Genomic DNA, 24,723 nt, shown 5'->3' with positions numbered 1-24,723 from the left:
AAACTGGTTAGGTTCCCAGGCTTTATGCTAGTTGGATAAAAATACTCTTAAAACTAGAAGCAGTAAGCAAGATAGCCCTGTTCATTCCTTTTAGACAGTACAGATCCGCATTTGCCGGTGAACAGTTGATCGACTGATTTAACGTAATTGCTTTCAAAAGAAGCTACTGTCCATTAGCCAGTTTGGGGGGTAGGCATCCGGATAGTTATGACGGTAAATAAATGAAAAAAGTTCATTTTGCTAAATCCAATCTCAGAATCCCTCAATTTGAAGGATTTTCGCAGATTTTGTCAGCGCCCCGGATTTGTCCACAGTTCTGCGGCTTCCCATCCAAGACCCTTCCGAACTAGCGTAGGTTCCTCACTACTCAAATCTAAAATAGTGGATACCTCATAGCCCGGTTCTTGCTCATCGTCCACAATCACATCCACCAATTTATCTAAACATTCAAATAAATCTAAGCGGGATGGATAGTCGATCGCGCTTTGGCTGCGAGAGGAACCGTCATCTAAGAAATGAGCGGAGGTAGAAATAATCGGATTACCCAAGCCTTCTAGTAATGCCTGACAAATGGGGCGATCGGGCACCCGAATACCTGTGGTGTGGCGTTTAGGATTCATCACCAGTTTCGGTACTAATTTGGTGGTCGGCAATAGGAATGTATACGGTCCAGGAATCAATCGCCGCATAATTCTGTAAGCCTCGTCACTCACGATCGCGTACTGAGCAATATTAGATAAAGACGAACACAAAAATGTCAGCGGCTTATCATTGGAAAGCTGCTTAATTTGCCTGACCCTTTGCACTGCACTTTTAGAGTTCAAATCGCAGCCGATCGCATACACCGTATCCGTTGGATAGAGTAGCACCGCCCCATCTTTTAGGGCTTTGACAATACGGTCTACCGTTCGAGTTTGAGGATTTTTGGGATGAAGCGTGTAGAGGGTTGCCATGATAAAGAAGGAAGAAAGAGTGCGGAGTGAAGAGTATGGAGTGTAGGGTAGACAACTCAAAACTCAAAATTAAAAACTCAAAATTAGAAATTGACTCAATTAAACAATTAAACAAAAGCCGCTAACGCCAATGACCAAAATTGCTTACTTACAGTGCCCGACGGGAATTGCTGGCGATATGTGCCTAGGTGCGCTTGTAGATTTGGGCGTACCTATATCCTATTTAATTGAGCAACTGGGGCGGTTGGGAATTTCGCAGGAATATAAACTGTGGACAGAATCAGTTGATCGCAATGGGCAACGAGCAACAAAATTTCATGTTGATCTGGTGTTCGAGTCAGGGGAAGTAGGGAACCCAGATGAGTTTACAACGTTCGATCCCCATCCTTATCACCTTCATTCTGCTACAGAAGGAGCCGTTTCCAAGAATTTAATTGCAGCCCAGCCTCACGAACATGGGCACTCTTACCCTCACAACTATACTTCCGTCAAAGATTCCGCCCATTCCCTTCCACCCATTCGCCACTTACCAGAAATTGAACGGTTGATTGTGGCGGCGCTTCTACCCACCCAGGCAGAAGCTTGGAGCCTGGCAGTATTTCGGCAATTGGCGACAGCAGAAGCGGCAGTGCATGGGGTGTCGATCGAGCAAGTCCATTTTCACGAGGTCGGCGCAACTGATGCGATCGTTGATATTGTAGGCACTTGTCTCGGATTGGATTGGCTGGGCATTGAGGAACTGCACTGTTCTGCATTACCTGTAGGTGGCGGCACCATTCGAGCAGCGCATGGACGGCTGCCCGTGCCAACTCCTGCGGTGCTAAAGCTATTTGAAATGCGCCAAGTTCCGATTTATTACAATGACATCGATCGCGAGCTAGTGACCCCCACAGGAGCCGCGATCGCCACTACGATCGCCACTCACTTTGGTTCACCTCCCATGATGACCCTACATAAAGTTGGCTTAGGTGCCGGGACTCAAAACTTGTCCATAGCAAATATGCTGCGACTATGGGTCGGAGAGATGAGGTCAGAGTCCGGAGGTCGGAAAGAGGAGGTTGAAGTTGGAAACCAACAATCCCATACACCGCACGCTGCACACCGCACACCGCACTCTGGATCTGAAGCCATCACCGTGTTAGAAACTCAGATTGATGATTTAAATCCTCAGGCGATCGCTTATGTGATGGGGCGATTGCTAGCGATGGGGGCGTTGGATGTATTTACGCAAGCGATCACAATGAAAAAATCTCGTTTGGGAACGCTGCTGACCGTGATCTGTCGGCTTGGAGATGAGGATGCTTGTGAGGCGATGATTTTTCGAGAAACAACAACGTTGGGAATTCGGCGATCGCAGCAGCAGCGCCGAGTTTTACCCCGTGAAATTGAGTCCGTGGAGACAAACTATGGCACAGTGCGGGTGAAGGTTGCTTGGGCAACAGGGCGCGATCGAGTTCCTACCAACGTGCAGCCCGAATATGATGACTGTGCCCAAATCGCACATCAGCAAAACATTCCTTGGCGTGAAGTCCATCGAGCAACTTTGGAGAAATGGCGGCAGATGCATGAGAAACAGGAGATGGAAGGTAAGAGCTAGGACTTTGTGGCTAAACCTGGAAGGACTCGTTTCCAGTTAATGTTGCCATTGCCATCCGTGGTGACCAAAATCTTCTCGGTTTGGCTAACCTCAATGGGGGGCTTAGGCTTGTTGGGCTTACCTTTCATGAGTTTAGGCATTGGCACAGGTTTCATCACTTTATAAGCAACCTGACACTCAAAGCCTTCACTGGGTTTAACGGCACGGTAAACGCCGCCACAGGCAACAACTGGGCGCGTGCCGATCTCGCTGGCTACGGCATCCTGCATTGACGCTTCTAATTTTGGGATATTGATTAGTCCTTTGGCGTTGGGCACATCCCAAACGATCGCCCCTCTAGCATCCTGCTGTTTTACAGGAATGGTAAAGGTGTAGCCGTTATCCATTTCACCCACACAGGTAAAGGTTTTGCCAGCTTGCGGCAGCACGTTTCCAGGGCAAGTAACCTCTTTCACGGAAGTACCGCCCTGTTTGATAATATTTTGCTGAATCGCGTTTGCAACTTTACGATGGTCAACGGTATTAGCACAGCCTGCGATCGCGACTATGCATAGCCCAATCACCGAGCCATAGTTGAACCGGTGTTCTCGTCTCAAGACCAGTTCAGGCTCAGTACTTGCTGTAAACCGACGAGGCTCAGGCAACTTATTCATCGAATTGAGGCATTAGAAATCGTGTTTCAAAATGCTACCGTTTCGGTGCCTGATTCAAGGTAAAGCCAACGTTAAATTGCTGTTTTCGAGTTACTTCTATGCCTCACTCCTCAGTTCTCCCGCTTGGGGTGATGCATAGATATCTCGACCACGACCAAAAGCATATCCAATCGAATGAGCCAAATCTTTGCTGCACAGGGTCACAAAACTGATAACTGCAAGTGATGCAATGCCTGCGGCCAGTCCAAATAGTCCTCGATAGCCGATCATCTCGGCAAAATAACCCATTACAGGACCTGCGATCGCCATGCCACAGTCAAAGCCGGCCAAGCACAGCCCAAACACACGACCGCGCTCATGAGGCTGAGAGCGATCCGCTGTCAGCACCACTATCATGGGGATAAAGATGCCACCGCCTGCTCCTTCTAAAAAGCCAGCTAAAAGGAACTCAGGAGCACTGTGAGCTTGCCACAGCAAAACCATTGAGACGGCATAAAGTAGCAGACTAATGGTAATAAAACGTCCTCGCCCGTAGCGATCAGACGCGCGACCCGTCAGCAGCCTTACCCCAAAACTGGCGATCGCGGCAGCGGTGTAAAACAAACCTGCGTTTAAATTCACACCCGTTTCTTGAATGTAAAGCGGTACAAATACCGCTAAAGTACCAAACGAGATCCCGATCAATGTCAGCACTAATGCGGGAATGCGTAGACGAGGATTCCACAAAAATTTCCAAAAGGGAATATCGTGAGCTTTTTGAGAAGCAGCAGACGATGCCAATTCAATCGGGGGCGCTTTAATGTGAATTGCACAAAGAATTCCGGCAAAGCCTAACCCCGCAGAGAACACAAACAATGGCGTATAGCCTGCCCACACCTGCAAAAAACCACCAATTGCGGGTCCCAATGCCATGCCGATTGGATTTACCAAAGTCATGTAACCCAACACTTCGCCGCGATTTTGAGGGGGAGCTAGATCGGTCACTAAGGCACTGAAAGCGGTGGTGAATGCGGCAATGCTCAAACCATGAAAAGCACGGATGGCAAACAATATGGGAATAGATTGAGTCATTAGGTAGCCCAAAGGCGCGATCGCCACCGCCACTAGCCCAATCATTAGCACTTCGGTACGACTTTTTTGATCGACTCTGCGCCCTAACCAAGGGCGAAAAATTAGCAGCCCAATGGCAAATGCTCCCATGACAACACCCACTTCCCGATCCGTTGCTCCTGCCTGCTTAATGTAAGGCGATAGGGTTGGCAGCAACGATGCTAAGCTTGCCCAAAACAACAGCCCAGACGCAAACAAAAACACCAAATTGCGGCGTTGCTTTGGTTGAAGGGTTTGAAATACTTTCAATCGGATAACCTCTGCGATCGCTCACCTTAATGATGAAGATATTTTAAGTATTTGACTATCCTCCGATTGGGCAGAAAGAACTGCGATCGTGGGTGAGTTATACGGAAGGGGCGATCGAGTGCAGAACTTGATTCTGCGGGTAACAGCATTGATCAGGTTCTGCCCCAGCTTTTAACTCCGGTCGATGAAGGGTAATAGATTGCATCCTTTTAAGGATGATATTTTCTTCCTCCGTCAAAATTTTGATGTATCATCCAGAATTCTGCTGGAGTTTTCGTGCTGTTCAAGGGGGGCATGATCTCTAATTTGCCTTGGTAGTAGGTCAGCCTAGTAGCAGCCCTGATTCTCTCCTAATGCTTCCAAAATCATTTCGTAAGAAGCCCAACTGATGTTATGAAGCGTTATGCGCTTTTCAGCAAGGGATATTTGAAATGGGGGAGCTGAAGTTTTAGTGCTGACCATACTTAGACGGCGAGTAGTGTTTTTATGATACGCATATTGCCCATGAAAAAGCGGCAGATAAATATCACCTGCCGCCTGAAATAAATTGAGCTTTCTCACCTGCGAGATCGCAGTTTATACCATTGAGTAAATGTGACTGGCTTCCTCTTTTAGTAAGGCTGCTTTATCGATTTGCTCCCAGGGTAAGTCGAGATCCGTCCGTCCCAAATGACCATATGCCGCTATCTCCTGGTAAAAGCGACCGCCGCGCTCAGCAGGTAACTTCCGCAGATTGAAAGTTTGAATGATGCCAGCAGGGCGAAGCTCAAAATGCTTTTGTACTAGCTCCAGTAGGCGATCGTCATCAATTTTGCCGGTGCCAAAGGTGTCAATCATGATGCTGACTGGGCGTGCTACTCCAATCGCATAGCTAAGTTGCACTTCGCACTTGTCTGCCAAACCAGCCGCCACAATGTTCTTTGCAACATGTCGGCAAGCATAAGCAGCACTGCGATCGACCTTTGTAGGATCTTTGCCAGAGAATGCACCACCTCCGTGACGAGAATAGCCACCATAAGTATCCACAATAATTTTGCGACCGGTTAATCCTGCATCTCCTTGAGGACCCCCAATCACAAATTTTCCGGTTGGATTTACCAAAAAGCGAGTTTTGTCATCTGGTTTGACAGCAATATCTGCGAATACAGGTTGAACAACGGACTCCCACAAATCGGCTTTAATTTTTGCCTGAATTTCTTCGTTAGCAGTAATACTACCGATTTCTGGAGCATGTTGAGTAGAAACTAAAATTGTATCAATGCCAACAGGGCGATTATCCTCATAGGCGACGGTGACCTGAGTTTTCCCATCAGGACGCAGGTAGGAAAGTTGCCCTGTTTTACGCACGGCTGCCAATTTTCGCGAGATACGGTGCGCCAAGGAAATAGGCATAGGCATTAATTCAGGCGTTTCATTGCAAGCAAACCCAAACATAATGCCCTGATCGCCAGCACCGATACTATCTAATTCATCACTGGACAACTCGCGTGCTTCTTGAGCCGTGTTGACCCCTTGCGCAATATCAGGAGATTGGTCGTCCAACGCGACTAAAACTGAACAGCTACTAGCACAAAAGCCATTATCAACGCCGTTGTAGCCAATTTCAGCAATTTTCTGGCGTGTAATATCGATGTAATTCACTTTCGCCTTGGAGGTGATTTCACCTGTAATCAAGACTAGACCAGTGTTCACCACAACCTCTGCAGCAACTCTGCTCATTGGATCCTGAGCTAGCAGTGCATCTAGAATAGTGTCTGAAATTTGATCACAAATCTTGTCAGGGTGACCTTCAGTAACAGATTCGGACGTAAAAAGGTAACGACGGGCCAAGGATAACTCCTCTCTTCACACTAGAGTTAACAAACAAAGTTGAGTCTTTAAAAACCAGCAAACATATTTGCTAGTCAATCGGGCGTTATACCTAATTTATCTGTAAATATACAAAATGATTAGACTTCAGCGGATCATAGCATTTGTGGGCACTCGGATGAAGTGAAGGTTGAAAGGTAGATAAGAACTCAAAGAATGTAACCTTAGCGCTCCCCCAAAAGTTGTTAGGTTGAAACAATTTGAATGGCTGTGAAGGTATGTACTAAAGCATTCGCTTGTTTAAGAGAGGCTGGATTAATTTGCTCCCACATCACGCCAATACACCCAGCAGCATTTGCGGCGCAAGCCATTTCTATGTCGGCAGCAGAGTCTCCAATGACGATCGCGTGTTCAGGCAACACATCTAAAGCTGCACAAGCTTGTCGAAGCAGTTCTGGATTAGGTTTACTTAATCCGGTATCACTTCCCATGGCAAGTTGAACGAGCGTATTTAACTCGTATTTATCCACAAAATCTTGCACGTTAGCGGTGGTATCTGAAGATAAAATACCGATTTTGAGATTGGCTTGAGCGATCGCTTGCATCAGTTCTTTTGCCCCTGCATAAAGGGGTGTGCTATCTGCTTTGCGGTCAAAAACTCGATCCGCCTCCAGAAAAGCAGATCGGACAACGCTCAGCGCTTCCATCCAATCGCGTCCAGTTTCAGCCACATAAGCGGCGGCAGCAATTTCGTTTTCCAAACGTGTTCCTACTGCCATTAATCCAGCCGGATTAAGACGATCGCCCTCCACCCCAAAGGCCATCAGCAGAGGCTCTTGAACTCCAGGAATTTGAGCATCAATCAATCGAGCACGCTTTTGAGCCAAATTCCTCGAAAAAACGTGAGAATTCGCCAACGTCCCATCTTTATCAAAAATAACAGCTTCAATGTTCTCAAAGCACGCTGTTTCACACTGAATTAAGGTCATAAAGTTCTTTTTGGGAAACACTGCAAAAAAAAAGAAGAGGAAAGATACCTCTTCTTAAAAAAACGAATTAAATACAGGCTTGAGAAGCTACAAAATTACTCTTCAACAGAGGCAGAAACTTTCTCAACCTCAGTTGTTGTAGCAGGACTTTCTTCCTCTATTGCATCAGGAACGTCCTCTTCAATGGCTGGGGGAACCTCAGCTTCCTCCATAGCACTAGGAATTTCAGCTTCCTCCATGGCACTAGGAACATCATCTTCAACAGATGGAGAAATTTCTTCAATCAAAATTCCCTGCTGTTTTGCCAAGATCTGTTCCCGATATTTCACCGCCATCTCCTCAGCCTTGTCATAGACTACCTGAGGATTCTTCACCATATCACCGGGTTCTGGCTCAAGCTGCTTAGTGGAAAGAGAAATCCGCCCGCGATCAGCATCCAGATCAATAATCATGACCTTTAGTTCGTCATTGACATTGAAAACACTATGAGGCGTATCAATATGATCGTGGGAAATCTCTGAAATATGCAGCAACCCACTGACACCACCAATATCAATAAACGCACCGTATGGCTTGATACCGCGCACGGTTCCAATTACCACTTCGCCCACTTCGAGTTTGTTCATCTTACGCTCAACCAGCGCACGACGATGGCTCAATACAAGGCGATTACGCTCTTCATCTACTTCCAAAAACTTGAGGGGCAACTCTTCACCGACGAGCTCCTCCTTGGGTTTACGGGTGCTAATATGAGAGCCAGGAATAAAGCCTCTCAGCCCTTCGATTCTGACTAGAGCACCACCTCTATTAGTTGCAAAAACCAGAGACCGGACTGTAGCGTCTTCTGTCTGAAGTTGACGAACTCGTTCCCATGCTCGCATATATTCAATGCGGCGAATAGAAAGCGTTAACTGCCCATCTTCGTTTTCGTCTGCAAGAATGTAAAACTCACGAGTTTCGTTAGACTGCAGAACTTCTTCAGGAGTATCAATCCGGTTAATTGACATCTCTTGAATTGGAATGTAGGCAGCCGTTTTAGCGCCTATATCAATCAGAGCGCCTCGTGGCTCTAGACTAAACACTGTCCCTGCGACTACGTCGCCTGGGTTGAAGTGATAATCATAATCATCTAGTTTTGAAGCGAAGTCTTCGTAAGTGAAGCCAATATCTAGCGTTAATGTGTCCTGATTGACCATGCGAATCGTTTCCTGGTAGTTATCTCCGTGTAAAGTTTGCCTCCTTGATGGGTAAGCACGCCATAACGGGTTACCACACCTGGAAATCTCCTATTCACAGTGTAGAAGATCTAAACGTTCAAATCGATTTAGGCTCGGAAGGACTATCATACCTTAACCACTCGCCCTATGCACGCCCTAGGAAAAATAGATCAGAGAAAAGTTTTTTGAGGCAGTGCTTTTCACGTTGTAGAGACGGTATGCACAGAGTTATCGTCTGGTTCAGACAGATCTATGGATACAGCTTGGTTTGCACCATCTGTAGGTCTAATTTTTGTCTCAGCTTTAGGGTGACTGCTTTGCAAGTGCGCAAGGGTATCAACAAAATCACGAATGCCTTGAAATTTTCGGTATACTGATGCGAAGCGAATGTAAGCTACTTCACTTAGGGCTTTCAGGTTATTTAAAACGAGTTCACCGATTTCGCTGCTGGGAACTTCTCGAATCAAACGCTGCTGTAGGTCAGATTCGATTTCATCTACGATGTTTTCCATTCGAGGAGCAGAAATTCCTGTTTTTTCGCAGGCGCGAACGATTCCTTTCAGGAGTTTGTATCGATCGAATGATTGGCGATCGCCATTGCGCTTGATTACGGTGACGGGGATAAATTCAATCCGTTCGTAGGTTGTAAATCGACGAGAACATTTCAAACATTCGCGCCGTCGCCGAACACTCTGACCCGCTTCTGCGGAACGCGATTCAAGGACACGGTTGTCGCCGTGCTGACAAAAAGGACAGCGCATGTTATTGAAGCACTCTAGGCAAAATGAACAGCGGCAAGGTTTTCTGATTCCTAAAGTCTTAAAAAATACTTTGCGAAGTACGTCTATTATCCAACTTTAAATTCAGATTAAAAAGCTCTTACACTTTAGTTGAAGGTATGAACTAACCCAAAATGATTATGCCCGATTTACTTTAATCGCATTAATATTTTTTCTGATATTCATTTCAGCAAAGTCAGTGAACTAGTTGATACTGCGTTACAAACTGCTTTGGAAAGGGCAATCTAAAAAGCAAGGCTCATCCCTGACGCTTCTATTCAAGTTACATTTTGTAATCTTTGTAGATTTTAATCCAGGAGTTGGATGGCTCTGGAATCCGTACTAAATAATCTTGACCTAACCTTGTAGATGCCATAGTGGTATACAAGATTAAAATAATTGGGGTGCAATCTGGGTGCTGAAACAGTTGAAGAACAGATTATTTAACCTTTTGCTTTGGAAGACTTCCTGTTTGACCAAAGGATTTTTGATCCAACTGCCCTTATAACAGGAGAGCGGTTCATGAAAGCCCAGCCGAATAGCAAACCAAAAATTCTGGTGGTGGATGATGAACCAGACAATTTAGACCTGCTTTACCGCACGTTCTACCGAGAATTTAAAGTGTTGCGTGCGGAAAACGGCCCAGCCGCACTAGAGATTTTATCTAATGAGGGCGATGTCGCTGTCATCATTTCTGATCAGCGAATGCCACATATGAGCGGTACTGAGTTTCTTAGCTTAACGGCTACTCAGTATCCAGACATTATCCGAATTATTTTGACAGGCTACACAGATGTAGAAGATTTGGTAGAAGCCATCAATTCCGGCAAGGTATTTAAGTATGTTACGAAGCCTTGGGATGATGAAGAATTGAAGGTAGTGGTGCGGCAGGCAGCAGACACCCATACCGTGCTCAAAACTCGCACGCAGGAGTTGCGGCGATCGCTCCGGCAAGAATCCCTATTAAATGCAGTCACCAGCACTATTCGCAGTGCTCTTAGCTATCGGCAAATCTTGCAAACTATTGGTCAAACCGTTGGTCATATTTTTGAAACTAGCTACTGCTTGGTATCACCTTTTCAAGATGGACGCTTTGATGAAGACAATTTTGTCTATGTCAGCGCATACGAAGAGCAGGGAACGGAATCAACGTCTTTGGTTCCTCGGATAGATTCGATTGAACAGGCCGCCCATGCGCGATCAACTCCATTGCGAGATGCGCTTTTTCAGACGATTTGGGCAACACAAGATATTCAAATCATTCAAAATGCTGGAACAGACGATCGCCTACAGCTAGACACTACACAAGCTCAACAACTGCGACAGGCTTATCACGAAGTCAACATCCAATCCAGCTTGATTGTCCCTTTGTGCTATCAACACGAATTAATTGCAATTTTAGCGCTGCATCAATGTGGACACTCGCGCCCTTGGCAGGATGACGAAGTGCAGCTTTTAACGATGGTGGCTGATCAAGCAGCTTTAACACTGGCACAAGCCCGCGCTTATGAACAATTGCAAGCACTGGCAAAACGGGAAGCGCTAATTAACACCATTACAACCGCCATTCGTTCGAGTCTTGATCCTCAAGATATTTTTGCTGCGATTACTCAACAGCTTGGACAGGTCCTTCGGGCTGATGGCTGTGCTTTGTCTTTATGGACCGAAACGGATGAATATGTGCAGTGTGTTGGCTTGCATGATGCGGCTTATCCAGGATATTCCCTTTCTCAAAAAGAAATTCCCGTAAACGAGGCAACTACTACAGCAATTAATTCAGCTTTTCAGCCTCAGCAAAATAGTTCGTTGGACTTGGAGGATGATACTCGTCCTTTGCCAAAATCTGTTGTGCCAATTGAGCGCAACCCAGTACTAAGGCAATTAATGCTAACGAAGCAGCCTGTAGTGCTGAACGATTTGGAACTGTATCCCGAAATGCAGGTGGAGGAGCAAACCTTCCGCAACCCGACGCGGGCACTGCTCGTGGTGCCACTGTTGTCGGATGGCAAGATTATTGGCAGCATTTCCTTACGACAAAATCATCAGCCTCGACGGTGGAGTTTGTCCGAAATTGAGTTGACGCAGGCAGTGGCAGCCCAAGCCGCGATCGCCGTTCAGCAAGCGCGATTGTACCAAAAGACTCGACAACAGGCAGAACAACTATTAGAACTCGATCGCCAAAAGACTGAATTCTTCCAAAATATTTCCCATGAATTTCGCACACCCTTGACTCTAACAATTGGTCCCTTAGAAGGGGCCGTTGCCAAAGAGCAAGGACTTTCCTATGAACAATCCGTCATTGCTCTGCGAAACTCTCGCCGTTTGCTGCGGTTGGTCAATCAGCTTTTAGATTTACAGCGATTGGATGCAAAACGGATGCAGCCCAGTTTTCGCCCTGCCGACTTGGTGGAATTTGTTAGCCAAACGGTGGATTCCTTTCGCGCCTACTGCGATCGCAAAGATATTCGTCTAATTACCCAGCTTCAATCCTGTCCAGAGGCTTATCTAGACCTAGAAAAATTTGACAAGGTGCTTTACAACCTCTTGTCCAACGCCATGAAATTTACTCCCACGGGTGGCTCCATCACAGTTTTGCTAAAACCTGCTGGGGATCACTGCTTACTTCAAGTGATTGATACGGGCATTGGTATCCGTCCAGACCAAATTCCCCATTTATTTGAGCGGTTCCGTCAGGCAGAGGGTTCTGCTAATCGCAGCCATGAAGGCAGCGGTTTAGGACTAGCGCTAGTCAAAGAACTGGTTGAACTCCATGGGGGGCAGATTTCGGTAGACTCGACCTATGGCGAAGGAACTACCTTTACCGTTTGGATTCAGACTGGAGTTGCTCACCTACCACCTCAACAAGTGATTGACGTGCAGGCAGAGTTGCAACCCAATCGGGCCGCTGTCGAATTATCAGACATTGAAGGAACTCAAGCCTCTGATACAGCATCTATGCTGAACCTGGATGGCCTTTCTCTTTCAATGGTTCAAAGCGCTGCGAGTGATTCTACTGCGATTCATCCTGAAGACGGCCGAGTACTGGTGGTAGACGATAATCCAGATGTGCGGACTTACGTTTCTAGCATTTTGCGAGAAAAGGGATATCAGGTTCAAACTGCCCGCAATGGAGCAGAAGGCTATAAAACGGCTCAAGCCTATACCCCACACTTAATTGTGACAGACTTGATGATGCCCCATGTGTCTGGCTTAGACTTAATCCGGTTGATTCGTCTGGATGACAGTCTTAAAGGGGTTCCCGTGATTCTTCTGACTGCAAAGGTGGATGAGAATACGCGCATTGAAGGAACAGAACAGGGAGCTGATGCCTACTTATCCAAGCCGTTCAACGATCGCGAATTGTTGGCTGAAGTACGCAACCTGCTGGCGCTGAAGGCAAATGAGCGGCGTGTGGCTGAGTTGAATCAATATTTGACAGAATCGGTGCTGAAGCGGTTTTTGCCCGCTTCAATGGTTGATCGCGCTGCCCAAGGTGAGCTGGTGTTGGATCTCCGACCTGAGCCACGGTTGGTCACGGTGCTATTTAGCGATATTGTCGGTTTCACCCAACTTTCAAATACTCTGCGATCGCGCCGGGTTGCCGAGTTGTTGAATGAATATCTGGCAGAGATGACTCATGTCATATTTAATAATGGTGGCACCATCGACAAGTTCATGGGCGATGCCATTCTTGTGCTATTTGGCGCACCCGAAGAACTGTCTCCCAATGAACAAGTTCGTCGTGCCATTGCCTCGGCTCGTGAGATGCGGCGAGCGCTGCAAACCTTAAACCAACGGTGGCAGGAGCAGGGGATCAGCCAAGTGCAGTTCCGTTGCGGCATTCATCAAGGCACAGCGGTCGTGGGCATGTTTGGCTCCTCTGAGCGATCGGATTACACCGCAATTGGTCCCAGCGTTAACATTGCTGCTCGGATTCAAGAAGTCGCTGACCCAGATTGTATTCTTGTCTCTGCGGCGGTTGCTGACTATCTGGAAGAAGACGAAATCGTTAAATTTAGCCCGTTAGAGCTGAAAGGGATAGATGAAACGGTCTTGACCTTTGTCGTTACTCCTGAACCTAGAGATAGGTAGAGACCGAATATGAGTCAATTAAAGGTTCGGTTGCATCGATGAAACGTTTTACTAGTGTGCCTGCATCCATTCTGTTAGACCCGTTGTTGCGGAGTTGGCTGCTGGAAGATATGGGTCGGGGCGATCGCTCAACGGCTGCTCTTTTTGAAGGGAAAGCTCCGATCGGTCATGCCCAATGGATTGTGAAAGAAGCAGGCATCATTGCCGGATTGCCCATCGCCGGACGGGTGTTTCAACTGCTTAATGATCAAGTTTCATTTGAACCCATTGCCCAAGAAGGCGAGAACTATGAGCGCGGTCAAGCGATCGCCAAAATCTCTGGGGCGATGGATGCGTTGCTTACCGGTGAGCGGGTGGCATTGAACCTTGTCATGCGCCTGAGTGGGATCGCCACTATGACTCGTCAGTATGTGAATCAAATTGCCGATTTGCCAACTCAGTTAGTCGATACTCGCAAAACCACCCCAGGGCTAAGGCTACTGGAAAAATACGCAACGCAGGTTGGGGGAGCCGTGAACCATCGCATGGGGTTAGATGATGGAGTCATGCTAAAAGATAACCACATTGCGGCGGTTGGAGGAATTGCCACCGCGATCGCCCGCATTCGGGGGCATGTTCCCTACCCGCTCACGATTGAAGTAGAAACTGAACAACTCGATCAAGTTCGGGAAGCCATCGAGCATGGTGCAGATATTATTATGTTGGACAATATGCCCTTGAAATCCATGCAGCAGGCAGTTGCTATGATTCGCCAAGCCAATCCTCGCATCAAAATTGAAGCGTCTGGGAACGTTACCCTAGAAACTATCCGCTCGGTTGCTCAAACCGGAGTGGATTATATTTCTAGCAGTGCCCCCATTACTCGTTCCACCTGGCTAGATATAAGCATGAGAATACAATAGCTGAGCAAAGAATTCTAAATATACGATCGCCAAAACAAGGCAAAATAGGTCTTCTGCCGAATTTTATTTGTAACGATGAGAGTAGTGTAACCACTGCTGCTCGAAATTAGGACGTTGATAGTTTTATGATTCTTACGATCGCCGAATTAAAAAAGCGCTTAGAGCAAGCACTCAGCGTCGCTTTTGGCACGGAATATGCCACTGTCGATCCGATTTTGGTACCTGCTAGCAATCCCAAGTTTGGAGACTATCAAGCGAATGTGGCGATGGCTCTGGCAAAGTCGCTGGGTCAAGCACCCCGAGCGATCGCTGAACAAATTGTGCAGCACTTAAACGTCAGCGATCTGTGTGAACTACCGACTGTTGCAGGTCCCGGCTTTATCAATCTGAGGCTAAAAACGGACTATTTAGAAAAGCAGCTAGGCACTATGCTGGCGGATGATCGCTTGGGCGTAGAGCATGTGGCAAAATCACAGCGGGTGATTGTGGATTTTTCCAGTCCCAATATTGCCAAGGAAATGCATGTGGGGCATTTGCGATCAACCATCATTGGAGATTCGATCGCTCGCGTTTTGGAATTTCAGGGACATGATGTCCTACGGCTCAATCATGTTGGCGATTGGGGGACTCAATTTGGCATGTTGATCACCTATTTGCGAGAAGCTGCACCAGAAGCGTTAATCACCGCTGACGCAATTGATCTCGGTGATTTGGTCGCCTTCTACAAAAAAGCCAAACAGCGATTTGATGAGGATGAAGCCTTTCGCGACACCGCTCGGCAAGAAGTGGTGCGGCTGCAATCGGGCGCAGAAGACACCTTGAAAGCATGGCGATTGCTCTGCGATCAGTCTCGCCGCGAATTTCAAATTATTTACGCCTTGCTAGATGTCACCCTGACGGAGCGCGGGGAATCGTTTTATAACTCACTGTTATCCGATGTGGCGACGGATCTAGAAAAGCTCGGCTTGCTAGTCACCGATCAAGGTGCTAGATGCGTATTTCTGGAGGGGTTTACCAATAAAGAGGGGGAACCTTTACCGCTGATTGTGCAAAAGTCGGATGGCGGATATAACTATGCCACTACTGATTTAGCTGCCATTCGCTACCGCATTCAGCAAGATCAAGCAGAGCGCATTTTATACCTGACCGATATGGGCCAGTCTAACCATTTTGCCCAGGTGTTTCAGGTAGCGCAACGAGCCGGATGGCTACCCGACACAGTGGAAGTGGTGCATGTGCCCTTTGGGTTGGTGCTAGGAGACGATGGCAAAAAACTGAAGACGCGATCAGGTGAAACCGTCCGGCTACGAGAGTTGCTCGATGAAGCTGTGAACCGCGCTCGAACCGATTTAGAAACGCGCATCCAAGAGGAAGGTCGGCAAGAAACTGAGGGCTTTATTGCCCACGTTGCCCAAGTGGTGGGTATTGGCTCGGTGAAATACGCTGACTTGAGCCAAAATCGCACCGGCAGTTATATTTTCAGTTTCGACAAAATGTTGGCGCTCAACGGTAATACGGCTCCTTACATGCTCTATGCCTATGTCCGCATTCAAGGCATTACTCGCAAGGGACAGATTGATTTTGAGCAGCTAGGAACCAATCTCAAGGTTTTGCTACGAGATGAAACTGAGTTTACTTTAGCAAAACATTTACTTCAACTTGATGAAATCATTGCTCAAGTGGGTCAAGAGTTATTTCCCAATCGGCTGTGTCAGTATTTGTTTGAACTGAGTCAAAAATTTAATCAGTTTTACGATCGCTGCCCGGTTTTGCAAGCCGAAGAACCACTCCGCACATCTCGCTTAGCTCTTTGTAATCTTACTGCCAACACTCTCAAATTAGGACTTTCACTTTTAGGCATCCTTGTTTTGGAAAGAATGTAGCTCAACCACAAAATTAAAGAGATGAAATTTTACAACTTCATCTCTTTACAAATTTTAAAGCCCCAAGTTGATAAACCTTAGAGTAAATAAACCATCAAGATTATTCAGTTGAGATCAAAACGTAACCACTAAGAATGAACCTAATGTGAACGCGACTTACTTCCCAATCCGGGGAGGTTCTCGAAAGGCGATCGCAAAGAACAACACGCCAATTGCTAACGTCAAAACTAGAATATACGCAACCGCTTCCATAACCGAATCTCCTAACAATTGACCCTACTACACTTTATCTGAGAAAAGGGAATGGCGATTTAGCTCTATCAATCCACCACTCCCCTTCGTTAGGAAATTTGCCTAGATAGCTTCTTTCCGACGGGTAGATTTATCACCCAACTTCTGATAGAAGCCCCACTCGACTTGTTCTTCAGATAGTTCTGGGTCGATTCCAGCGAAAACATCCCGGAACAGAGTTCGGGTGCCATGCCAAATATGCCCAAAGAAGAACAGCAATGCAAAAACCGCATGTCCAAAGGTAAACCAACCTCTTGGACTGGTACGGAATACACCGTCTGAGTTCAAAGTTTCGCGATCAAAGTCAAACGATTCGCCTAACTGAGCCGAACGAGCATACTTCTTAACATCCGTGGGATCAGAAAAGGTTTGCCCATTTAACTGACCACCGTAGAAACTAACGCTTACGCCTGCTTGCTCAAAACTGTATCGTGATTCTGCACGCCGGAAAGGAATATCCGCCCGGACGACGCCATCTTTATCAGTCAAAACAATAGGAAAGTTTTCAAAGAAGTTAGGTAAGCGACGAACATTTAATTCGCGCCCTTCCCGATCCGTGAAAACTCCGTGCCCTAACCAACTTTGGGCAATACCATCACCCTTGTCCATTGCACCAGTTCTAAATAGACCGCCTTTCGCAGGACTGTTGCCTACATAATCGTAGAAAGCTAACTTTTCAGGAATAGCTGACCACGCTTCTGCAAGGTTTGCGCCTTCTGCTAAATCTGCTTGAACTCGTTTCTCAATCTCTTGTTTGAAATATCCCCCATCCCATTGGTAACGGGTTGGTCCAAACAATTCGATTGGAGTAGCTGCATTGCCATACCACATTGTGCCGGCAACGATAAAAGCTGCAAAAAAGACAGCAGCGATACTACTAGATAAAACTGTTTCAATGTTCCCCATCCGTAGAGCCTTATAGAGACGCTCAGGCGGACGAACACTTAAATGGAACAATCCAGCAATTACCCCTACAACGCCTGCGGCAATGTGGTGAGCAACAATGCCACCTGGGTTGAATGGGTTGAAGCCAGATGGACCCCACTCAGGAGCAACAGGCTGCACGCTGCCAGTCAATCCATAAGCATCTGAAACCCACATTCCAGGACCAAATAGCCCGGTCAAATGAAAAGCTCCAAACCCAAAACAAAGGAGTCCAGACAACAGTAGGTGAATGCCAAACATTTTGGGTAAATCTAAAGCAGGTTCACCTGTTCTAGAATCTCTGAAAAGCTCCAAGTCCCAATAGACCCAGTGCCAGCAGGCAGCTAGAAATAGCAGACCTGAAAGAATGATGTGAGCTGCCGCCACACCTTCAAACGACCAAAAGCCTGGATCAACACCAGATTCGCCAGTAACACTCCAACCGCCCCAAGAACCTGTAACGCCCAGACGAGTCATAAAGGGCAGTACAAACATTCCCTGCCGCCACATTGGGTTGAGAACAGGATCACTGGGATCAAAAATAGCAAGTTCATAAAGCGCCATTGAACCTGCCCAACCTGCTACTAGGGCAGTATGCATTAGGTGAGCAGCAATCAGCCGTCCTGGATCGTTGATTAGGACGGTATGTACACGGTACCAAGGTAGCCCCATTAACTACGCTCCTCCTTAATAGTTAGCTCGATTTTGATGCCTCTTTTTCATTTTATTAAAGTGTTGTCCCCTTGGTAAATCTAGCAAGGTAGTCTTTAATCAAAAATCAAAAAATTATCCTTCAGTCGCTGTATTGGATTAGTTAACCCAATGCATAGCCATTAGCAAGACATGGATAAAATGAGATGGTATAACGAAGTGTAAACTAGTGCTTAAGGCGATTGCAAGCAACCTAAAGGTTCGTAACGATCACAAATTGTCTTATTGGAGAAGTTTCAATATTCATTGGATCGAGTCGCACCTAATTTTCCAAGAATTTTAGATTTTGCAACCGCTTGCCAAAACAGATGTTTGAGTCGTCTTAAGATGGCTACTTATTAAGATGGCTACTTAGCTCTCGCCTATTTTGACTAGAGCATTTTTTAAATGATTTTATACTCTCTGATGTCAATGTTGTGAATGGATAAAGGTGTTCACAATTCCGTTAAGATCGGATTAAGTATTATTAAGGTTGTGAATTTGTTTACTTTTTCTTCTACTGAAGCTCTAAGAGTAACTCTTAACAACAATTTTTCTGCTGCTAAACTTTCGCTTAGACCACTCTGAGCTACTACTGTTAGGTGTACTGATGACTATCAAGTTTGCAAAAGAAAATCGAGAAATTGTTGTGGCGGATGGCGCGAACTTAAGATTTAAAGCGCTTGAAAATGGGATTGACTTGTATACCTTCACTGGCAAGATGATGAACTGTGGTGGTTACGGGCAGTGTGGTACTTGCGTTGTAGAGATCTTAGAAGGAATGGAGAATCTTTCGCCTAAAACAGAGGTGGAAAGCAAGAAGCTTCGTAAAAAGCCAGAAGGTTATCGACTCGCTTGTCAAGCCACAGTTCATGGTTCTGTGGTAGTTAAGACTAAGCCTTAGCCTCCGCGGTGACTGAAAAAGTGGCTTTATGAACTTTCTAGACTCACTATGAGCGTATCGACCATTGTTTAATACATGATCATTAGCAATGGTATTCTGGATAATAATCGGCGATCGCACATACATGAGAGGGTTAAGCTTATGCAGGTTAACGACCTTGGATTCATAGCAACAATTTTGTTTGTCTTAGTTCCTACCGTTTTTCTACTTATTTTGTATATTCAAACCACGAGTAGTGAGGAGAAATAAAACGTCACAGCTTTATCTATCTATAGTTTTCTACTCTGAAAGCTTTTTCAAATGAATCTTTGAGGATTTGGTCTTTAGTTTAGTCTTTAGTGAAATGGCTTGACGTAGCTGGAAGAAGAGGTTTTTGGGGAATCCAAATTTATTTTGTTTTCTCTTCTTGTATCTCCTTTAATTCCATTTTTTCCATGATCGATTGGAGCCTCATGCGGTAGATGTAGGGCCATCCCCCCTTAGTCTCTATATCTCTCAGTAGCTTATACAGAGATTGTCGATTATCGGGAAGAGATTGTTGAAATAAGCCATCACGTATTTCTTGGTGAACCTGCTCCAACAATCTTAAGATTGCTAAAAGGGAAAGACTGTCGCCCTCATGATCTTGAGCGATCGCCCAAGTTATGTGCCTAATAGATTGAAGACCCTCTTCAAGATTGACTTTAGGAAATTCCTGATTATTCATAGAGTGAACTCGCAAGCAACTTTGTGATTAATAATTTTTCCTATGAATCAAAAGATTCATGACTTTCGATAGAGTACCTTAAGTATCTAAAGTTAAAGCGAAATCGACCTTATCAAGGCTGAAAGATGGTGTTAGATCGTCTTGTACAATTTGTAACTGGCATAGGTTGACTAATTTGAAACCAAGTTAGCTTGTTTATCGACCCAAGCTTCTGCTGCTAGAGCAAGCTTTTTGAGATTAAAGCGTTTTTCTCAAAGTTTGAGCCTTGTTATCTGTTCCTTAAACAGGTCCTTTCCGAGAGAAATCAGAAATAACTTCCAGATTAAATTAACATTATTGAGGTTGTTCATGAGGTACCGCGCACTGATTGTTGCCCTATTGGCACTTTGTTTTAGCGTTTTGACTGCTTGTACAGATAGTCCTGCTTCAAGCAAAGAATCACTAACTTATGACGAGATTAGAGGAACAGGTCTGGCAAACTCTTGCCCTCAAATCAGTGAAACTAGCCGGGGTTCCATTCCTCTAGAAGGTAGCAAATCCTATTCGTTAACAAGTTTATGCTTACAGCCAACTACTTTCTTTGTAAAAGAAGAAAGCGTTAACAAGCGTCAGGCTTCTGAATTTATCGCTACCAAATTGATGACTCGATATACGTCGTCTATTGATTCAGTGCAAGGGAAGCTAAAGATTAATTCCGATGGAAGCGTAACCTTTGTGGAAGAAGACGGAATTGACTTTCAGGCTGTTACAGTCCAGCTTCCTGGAGGTGAGCGGGTTCCCTTCTTATTTACAATTAAGGAACTAGTCGCAACCACGCAGCCAGGATTGTCAGCTATTAGCGCTTCCACTGATTTTGAGGGCGAGTTCAAAGTTCCATCTTACAGAACGTCTAATTTTCTGGATCCTAAAGGTCGTGGTTTGACATCTGGGTATGACAATGCCGTAGCTCTGCCGGCTCAAGCCGATAGTGAAGAACTGGCTAAAGAGAATGTCAAGCGTTTCCAGCTTGATAAAGGCAAGATTTCGCTGCAAGTGACTAAAGTTGATAGCTCAACGGGTGAAGTTGCTGGCAATTTTGAAAGCGTTCAACCATCGGAAACAGATATGGGTTCTCATGCTGCTAAAGATGTAAAAATTCGTGGTTTGTTCTACGCGAGAGTTGAGTCTACGACTTAATTAGCTCATGCTGCGGGAGTTAGGTCAATTGCTCTAACTTATCAATGATGTTAGTTTTTTCAATTTGAACCTAAAAAAGGGGGAAGGAATTCCCCCTTTTTTCAAAAGTTTCAGATGGACTATAATTCTACGGGAATGAATAATTCTCGGTACTTTTGGCTCATTAGCATGACATGAATTTCAAAATGGTTGCTTAGTGGATCATTCTGGAGAGAAAGCTAGAAAAAGTGTTTCCGTAAAAATGCTATTGCCAGGAAGCTACCCTAACAAATAGGTTGACTGTATAACGTATAGGACTGCTTCAAGTAGTACTTGAGCTTGCAACCATCACTTGTTCTTTGGATCGGTAACTAGGATCTTTGAAATGGCCAGAAGCGTGTATCTTTGACAGGTTAAGTTGTCATTCTAAGTTTCTACTCCAGAAAGATAGGTCGGTGTACTTGTAATAGTCCTATGTTTAATGCTCTACCACTGAAACTCGTCATGCCTACAATCGCCAACTACGAACTGAAAAGTGAAAGCTTGCAGCTTTTGCGAGATTACCAAAAGTTTCCTTCCCCTCCGCTTAGAAATCGTTTGGTGGAAATCAATTTTGGGCTAGTTAGAAGAGAAGCACATCATTGGATCAATCAATGTACTGAGAGCTATGAAGATCTCCTTCAAGTGGGTAGCATTGGTTTAATTCGAGCGATCGAACGGTTTGATATTTCCAAAGGACATGCTTTTAGCTCTTTTGCTATTCCATATATTAGAGGCGAAATTCAACACTATCTACGCGACAAAAGCCCTTCTCTTCGGATTCCTCGCCGTTGGCAAGCCCTTCAGAGACAAGCAGTGTGGATTTCACGAGAGTTACAGGTAACGTTAAATCGGCAGCCTAGTGATTTGGAAATTGCTGAAGCGCTAAAAATCTCTACAGTGGAATGGCAAGAAATTAAGTTGGCATGCCAAAACCGTTCTGTTCTTAGTCTGGACGCTCCAATAGGAGATGAGGAAAATGGTAGCGCTTCTTTAGGGGAGCTAGTTCCAGATACTCAGTATCGCAGTTTTCAACTTGCTCAAGAAGACCAGATGCGTTTACAACAGTCGTTAGCGCATCTAGAAAAGCGAACCCGCCAAATTTTGGAATTTGTTTTTTTACACGATTTGACTCAAAAGGAGACCGCAGAGCGTTTAGGAATTAGCGCCGTGACAGTGTCTCGTAGAGTGAAAAAAGGATTAGAACTTTTGCAACGCTTGATGATCGGAGCAGATGAGTAGCTTCGGCGATCGCTCCTCTCATTTTAAGCGCAACACTTCTAAGCACAATCACACTTCTTAAAACTAGAAAGAGATTGCTCTTGGCAGAAAAGCGACCATTCTAAACGACGAACTAAACCTTCAGATAATCCTTGGTTGAAACAGATTAGGTAGTTGAATAAACGATCTATACACTCGATCCTCGATGAACATAGCTTTGTACGTATTCTGTCTTTGTAGCTTTCACTTCTTGGACTAATTGGCTGCGCTTTGCTGATGTATGCGTTTTTGAATAAGGTTGATTAGCAATACTTGGTCATTATCGATAGGATTCCATCAAGTTGATCGCCTGCTGAAATCTGGATTGCTCAGCATGAGGATTTAGATGGTGTTGGAAAGGAACAATCGCCTCTCCCAAACAAAGCGCGATTTTTCCTTAAGAAGAGCGATCGCGCGCCGACGGTAGGAGATTTCGCTACCATGAAAATCCTGCTAGGATGCAAGCTCTCTTCACTCATCCACTCATCCACTCATCCACTCTCCACCTCATGGAAATCCCCCGTCTCCACCCCGACACGATTGAACAGGTTAAGCAGCGTACCGACATTGTGGATGTGGTGTCGGAGCATGTGGTGTTGCGAAAGCAAGGGAAAGATTTTGTCGGACTGTGTCCGTTTCACGATGACAAATCCCCCAGCTTTTCCGTCAGTCCTGGCAAGCAGTTTTATTACTGCTTTAGCTGTGGAGCCGGGGGCAATGCGATTAAGTTTTTGATGGAGTTGGGTAAGCGCCCATTTAGTGATGTGGTGCTGGCTTTGGCACAGCGCTACGACGTGCCAGTGCAAACCTTAAAGCCGGAGGAACGGCAGGAGTTTCAACGGCAGGTTTCCCTACGGGAGCAGCTTTATGAACTGGTGGCGATCGCGGCAAAGTTTTATGAACACGCGCTGTATCAATCGGCGGGAGCGACGGCACTGGAGTACTTAGAGGTGAAGCGTGGCTTGAATCGAGCGACGATGCAGCAGTTTCAGCTAGGGTATGCGCCGGGTGGTTGGGAAACGCTGACTGGCTATTTAGTAGAGCAAAAGAAATATCCAGTGGAATTGGTAGAACGCGCTGGGTTGATCGTGCTCCGAAAAACGGGCGACGGGTATTATGACCGCTTTCGCGATCGCTTGATGATTCCAATTCACGACTTGCAAGGTCGCGTCGTTGGTTTTGGTGGGCGCACCCTCACCGATGAACAGCCAAAATATCTCAATTCGCCCGATACAGAACTGTTTGATAAAGGAAAGCTGTTGTTTGGGTTGGACAAAGCCCGCGCTGCGATCGCAAAATCCGATCAAGCTGTGATCGTGGAAGGTTACTTTGATGTAATTGCGCTACATCATGCCGGCATTACCAATGTGGTGGCTGCCATGGGCACCGCCCTCAGTTCTGCTCAGGTGCGTCAACTGTTGCGCTACACCGAATCGAAGCGAATCATTCTCAATTTTGATGCCGATAACGCAGGCAACAAAGCGGCAGAACGGGCAGTGAGCGAAGTGGAAACTCTTGCTTATCGAGGTGATATTCAATTGCGCGTGTTAAATATTCCTGATGGCAAAGACCCAGATGAGTTTTTGAAAATTCATGCTGCCAGTGAATATCAAACCTTGTTGGATGAAGCTCCCCTCTGGCTCGATTGGCAAATGGAGCAGGCGATCGCCGATAAAGATCTGAAACAGTCTGATCAGTTTCAGTTGGCCGTACAGGCGATCGTCAAACTGCTGGGCAACCTACCCAGCGCTACCCTGCGGACTCATTACATTCACCGATACGCCGAGCGTCTCAGTCAGGGAGACTCGCACCTGATGTTGAGGCTGGAAGAAGATTTGCGCTTGCAGGTGCGGGGTGAACGCTGGCACGGGCGATCGCAAAAATGGCAAACTAAGAGCGATCGCAACTTGTTAGAGGAAGCCGAAATCCAGCTATTGCGGCTATATCTCTATGCACCAGAACACCGAGCCGCGATCGTGGCTGCTTTAGAAGAGCGTGACCTAGAGTTTAGCCTTTCCCATCATCGGTTTCTCTGGCGACAAATTCAGGAAATGGAAGAAACAGAAGCAGAAGAACCAAAAATCAGAGAGTTAGAAAATGGAGCCATTGTTCCTGCGGCCCATTCCACAACGCTTCTCAGCCTAATTCAAGACCGCTGCACTGATTACCCTGCTGAAATGATGCAGCTTTACTCTCTGTTCCAACTGGATGAAAAAACGAAGCGAGATATTCTCCGAGTCGATCTGACTATTCGGGCAGCAACTGCCGCGATGGAGAGGATCATGTGTGAAAAACGCTGCCGTCACTTTCAGCAGCTTTTATCAGGAACCGATGATTCCACCGCCCCTGAACTGGGTCAGTACTACTGGCAAAAAATTCATACTGAAAAACGCCGCATTGCTGATCTCGATCGCGAACGTCAGGTTAGCGTTGAAGACCTCGTTCAGGCTCCATGGGTAGGAGATATGCAGTAGGAGGATGCGGAGTTAAGACTTGGGAGTGCAGAGTCCAGGGCTGGAAA

General features: G+C 46.0%; 19 protein-coding genes. 9 read left to right on the top strand and 10 right to left on the bottom strand.

Annotated elements, in window-relative coordinates; all coding sequences use genetic code 11:
• Positions 1-290: 290 nt before the first annotated feature.
• Positions 291-953 carry an L-threonylcarbamoyladenylate synthase gene (locus JOY44_RS02535; protein ID WP_171572174.1) on the bottom strand — a complete coding sequence of 221 codons (663 nt, stop codon included), beginning with the start codon at positions 951-953 and terminating at the stop codon, positions 291-293.
• Between the two features lie 130 nt (positions 954-1,083).
• Here JOY44_RS02535 and larC point away from each other — a divergent pair, with 130 nt between their 5' ends.
• On the top strand, positions 1,084-2,550 hold the full coding sequence (larC, locus tag JOY44_RS02530) for a nickel pincer cofactor biosynthesis protein LarC (RefSeq protein ID WP_171572173.1): 1,467 nt from the start codon (positions 1,084-1,086) through the stop codon (positions 2,548-2,550).
• On the opposite strand, the gene JOY44_RS02525 is transcribed toward larC, so the two are convergent.
• From JOY44_RS02525 to nrdR, 6 genes are all read right to left on the bottom strand, one after another.
• Complete coding sequence (locus tag JOY44_RS02525) at positions 2,547-3,203, bottom strand: DUF4333 domain-containing protein (protein ID WP_171572172.1); 657 nt, start codon at positions 3,201-3,203, stop codon at positions 2,547-2,549. The genes larC and JOY44_RS02525 overlap by 4 nt on opposite strands.
• A 96-nt stretch (positions 3,204-3,299) precedes the next feature.
• Positions 3,300-4,562 (bottom strand): MFS transporter, encoded by a 1,263-nt coding sequence (locus JOY44_RS02520; protein ID WP_171572171.1) that lies wholly within the window; start codon positions 4,560-4,562, stop codon positions 3,300-3,302.
• A 576-nt stretch (positions 4,563-5,138) separates the two neighbouring features.
• The gene (metK, locus tag JOY44_RS02515; protein ID WP_171572169.1) at positions 5,139-6,392 is read right to left on the bottom strand and encodes a methionine adenosyltransferase; all 1,254 of its coding nucleotides are present in this window, start codon (positions 6,390-6,392) and stop codon (positions 5,139-5,141) included.
• Between the two features lie 224 nt (positions 6,393-6,616).
• Positions 6,617-7,360 (bottom strand): HAD family hydrolase, encoded by a 744-nt coding sequence (locus tag JOY44_RS02510; RefSeq protein ID WP_171572168.1) that lies wholly within the window; start codon positions 7,358-7,360, stop codon positions 6,617-6,619.
• Positions 7,361-7,455: 95 nt separating this feature from the next.
• Positions 7,456-8,556 (bottom strand): 30S ribosomal protein S1, encoded by a 1,101-nt coding sequence (locus JOY44_RS02505; RefSeq protein ID WP_171572167.1) that lies wholly within the window; start codon positions 8,554-8,556, stop codon positions 7,456-7,458.
• 221 nt (positions 8,557-8,777) lie between these two features.
• Positions 8,778-9,338, bottom strand: coding sequence for a transcriptional regulator NrdR (gene nrdR, locus JOY44_RS02500; protein WP_171572166.1), 561 nt, complete (start codon positions 9,336-9,338; stop codon positions 8,778-8,780).
• Positions 9,339-9,878: 540 nt separating this feature from the next.
• On the opposite strand from nrdR, the gene JOY44_RS02495 reads away from it, so the two are divergent.
• From JOY44_RS02495 to argS, 3 genes are all read left to right on the top strand, one after another.
• Complete coding sequence (locus JOY44_RS02495) at positions 9,879-13,448, top strand: response regulator (RefSeq protein ID WP_171572165.1); 3,570 nt, start codon at positions 9,879-9,881, stop codon at positions 13,446-13,448.
• Between the two features lie 38 nt (positions 13,449-13,486).
• Complete coding sequence (gene nadC, locus JOY44_RS02490; RefSeq protein WP_171572164.1) at positions 13,487-14,350, top strand: carboxylating nicotinate-nucleotide diphosphorylase; 864 nt, start codon at positions 13,487-13,489, stop codon at positions 14,348-14,350.
• A 125-nt stretch (positions 14,351-14,475) separates the two neighbouring features.
• Positions 14,476-16,233 (top strand): arginine--tRNA ligase, encoded by a 1,758-nt coding sequence (gene argS, locus JOY44_RS02485; protein ID WP_171572163.1) that lies wholly within the window; start codon positions 14,476-14,478, stop codon positions 16,231-16,233.
• Between the two features lie 156 nt (positions 16,234-16,389).
• On the opposite strand, the gene JOY44_RS02480 is transcribed toward argS, so the two are convergent.
• Positions 16,390-16,485: a photosystem II reaction center protein T gene (locus JOY44_RS02480; RefSeq protein WP_171572162.1), complete on the bottom strand. Its 96-nt coding sequence runs from the start codon at positions 16,483-16,485 to the stop codon at positions 16,390-16,392.
• 102 nt (positions 16,486-16,587) lie between these two features.
• Positions 16,588-18,120 carry a photosystem II chlorophyll-binding protein CP47 gene (psbB, locus tag JOY44_RS02475; protein WP_171572161.1) on the bottom strand — a complete coding sequence of 511 codons (1,533 nt, stop codon included), beginning with the start codon at positions 18,118-18,120 and terminating at the stop codon, positions 16,588-16,590.
• Between the two features lie 628 nt (positions 18,121-18,748).
• Between psbB and JOY44_RS02470 the strand changes: the two genes are divergently transcribed.
• Both JOY44_RS02470 and psbM read left to right on the top strand, forming a co-directional pair.
• A complete protein-coding gene (locus JOY44_RS02470) occupies positions 18,749-19,042 on the top strand; it encodes a 2Fe-2S iron-sulfur cluster-binding protein (protein WP_197984904.1) in 294 nt (97 codons plus the stop codon).
• A gap of 141 nt (positions 19,043-19,183) precedes the next feature.
• On the top strand, positions 19,184-19,291 hold the full coding sequence (gene psbM / locus JOY44_RS02465) for a photosystem II reaction center protein PsbM (protein ID WP_171573655.1): 108 nt from the start codon (positions 19,184-19,186) through the stop codon (positions 19,289-19,291).
• Positions 19,292-19,430: 139 nt separating this feature from the next.
• Here psbM and JOY44_RS02460 read toward each other — a convergent pair whose 3' ends face one another.
• Positions 19,431-19,748 carry a hypothetical protein gene (locus JOY44_RS02460; RefSeq protein ID WP_171572160.1) on the bottom strand — a complete coding sequence of 106 codons (318 nt, stop codon included), beginning with the start codon at positions 19,746-19,748 and terminating at the stop codon, positions 19,431-19,433.
• A gap of 399 nt (positions 19,749-20,147) precedes the next feature.
• On the opposite strand from JOY44_RS02460, the gene JOY44_RS02455 reads away from it, so the two are divergent.
• From JOY44_RS02455 to dnaG, 3 genes are all read left to right on the top strand, one after another.
• On the top strand, positions 20,148-20,924 hold the full coding sequence (locus tag JOY44_RS02455) for a photosystem II manganese-stabilizing polypeptide (RefSeq protein WP_322091335.1): 777 nt from the start codon (positions 20,148-20,150) through the stop codon (positions 20,922-20,924).
• A gap of 453 nt (positions 20,925-21,377) precedes the next feature.
• Positions 21,378-22,184 carry an RNA polymerase sigma factor SigF gene (locus tag JOY44_RS02450; protein ID WP_415881096.1) on the top strand — a complete coding sequence of 269 codons (807 nt, stop codon included), beginning with the start codon at positions 21,378-21,380 and terminating at the stop codon, positions 22,182-22,184.
• A 527-nt stretch (positions 22,185-22,711) separates the two neighbouring features.
• Positions 22,712-24,676, top strand: coding sequence for a DNA primase (gene dnaG, locus JOY44_RS02445; RefSeq protein ID WP_171572157.1), 1,965 nt, complete (start codon positions 22,712-22,714; stop codon positions 24,674-24,676).
• Positions 24,677-24,723: the final 47 nt, after the last annotated feature.

This window comes from Leptolyngbya sp. Cla-17, assembly GCF_016807185.1.
In the GTDB taxonomy this organism is placed as follows: Bacteria; Cyanobacteriota; Cyanobacteriia; order Leptolyngbyales; family Leptolyngbyaceae; genus ULC077BIN1.
This window is presented reverse-complemented; position numbering and strand designations above follow the sequence as displayed.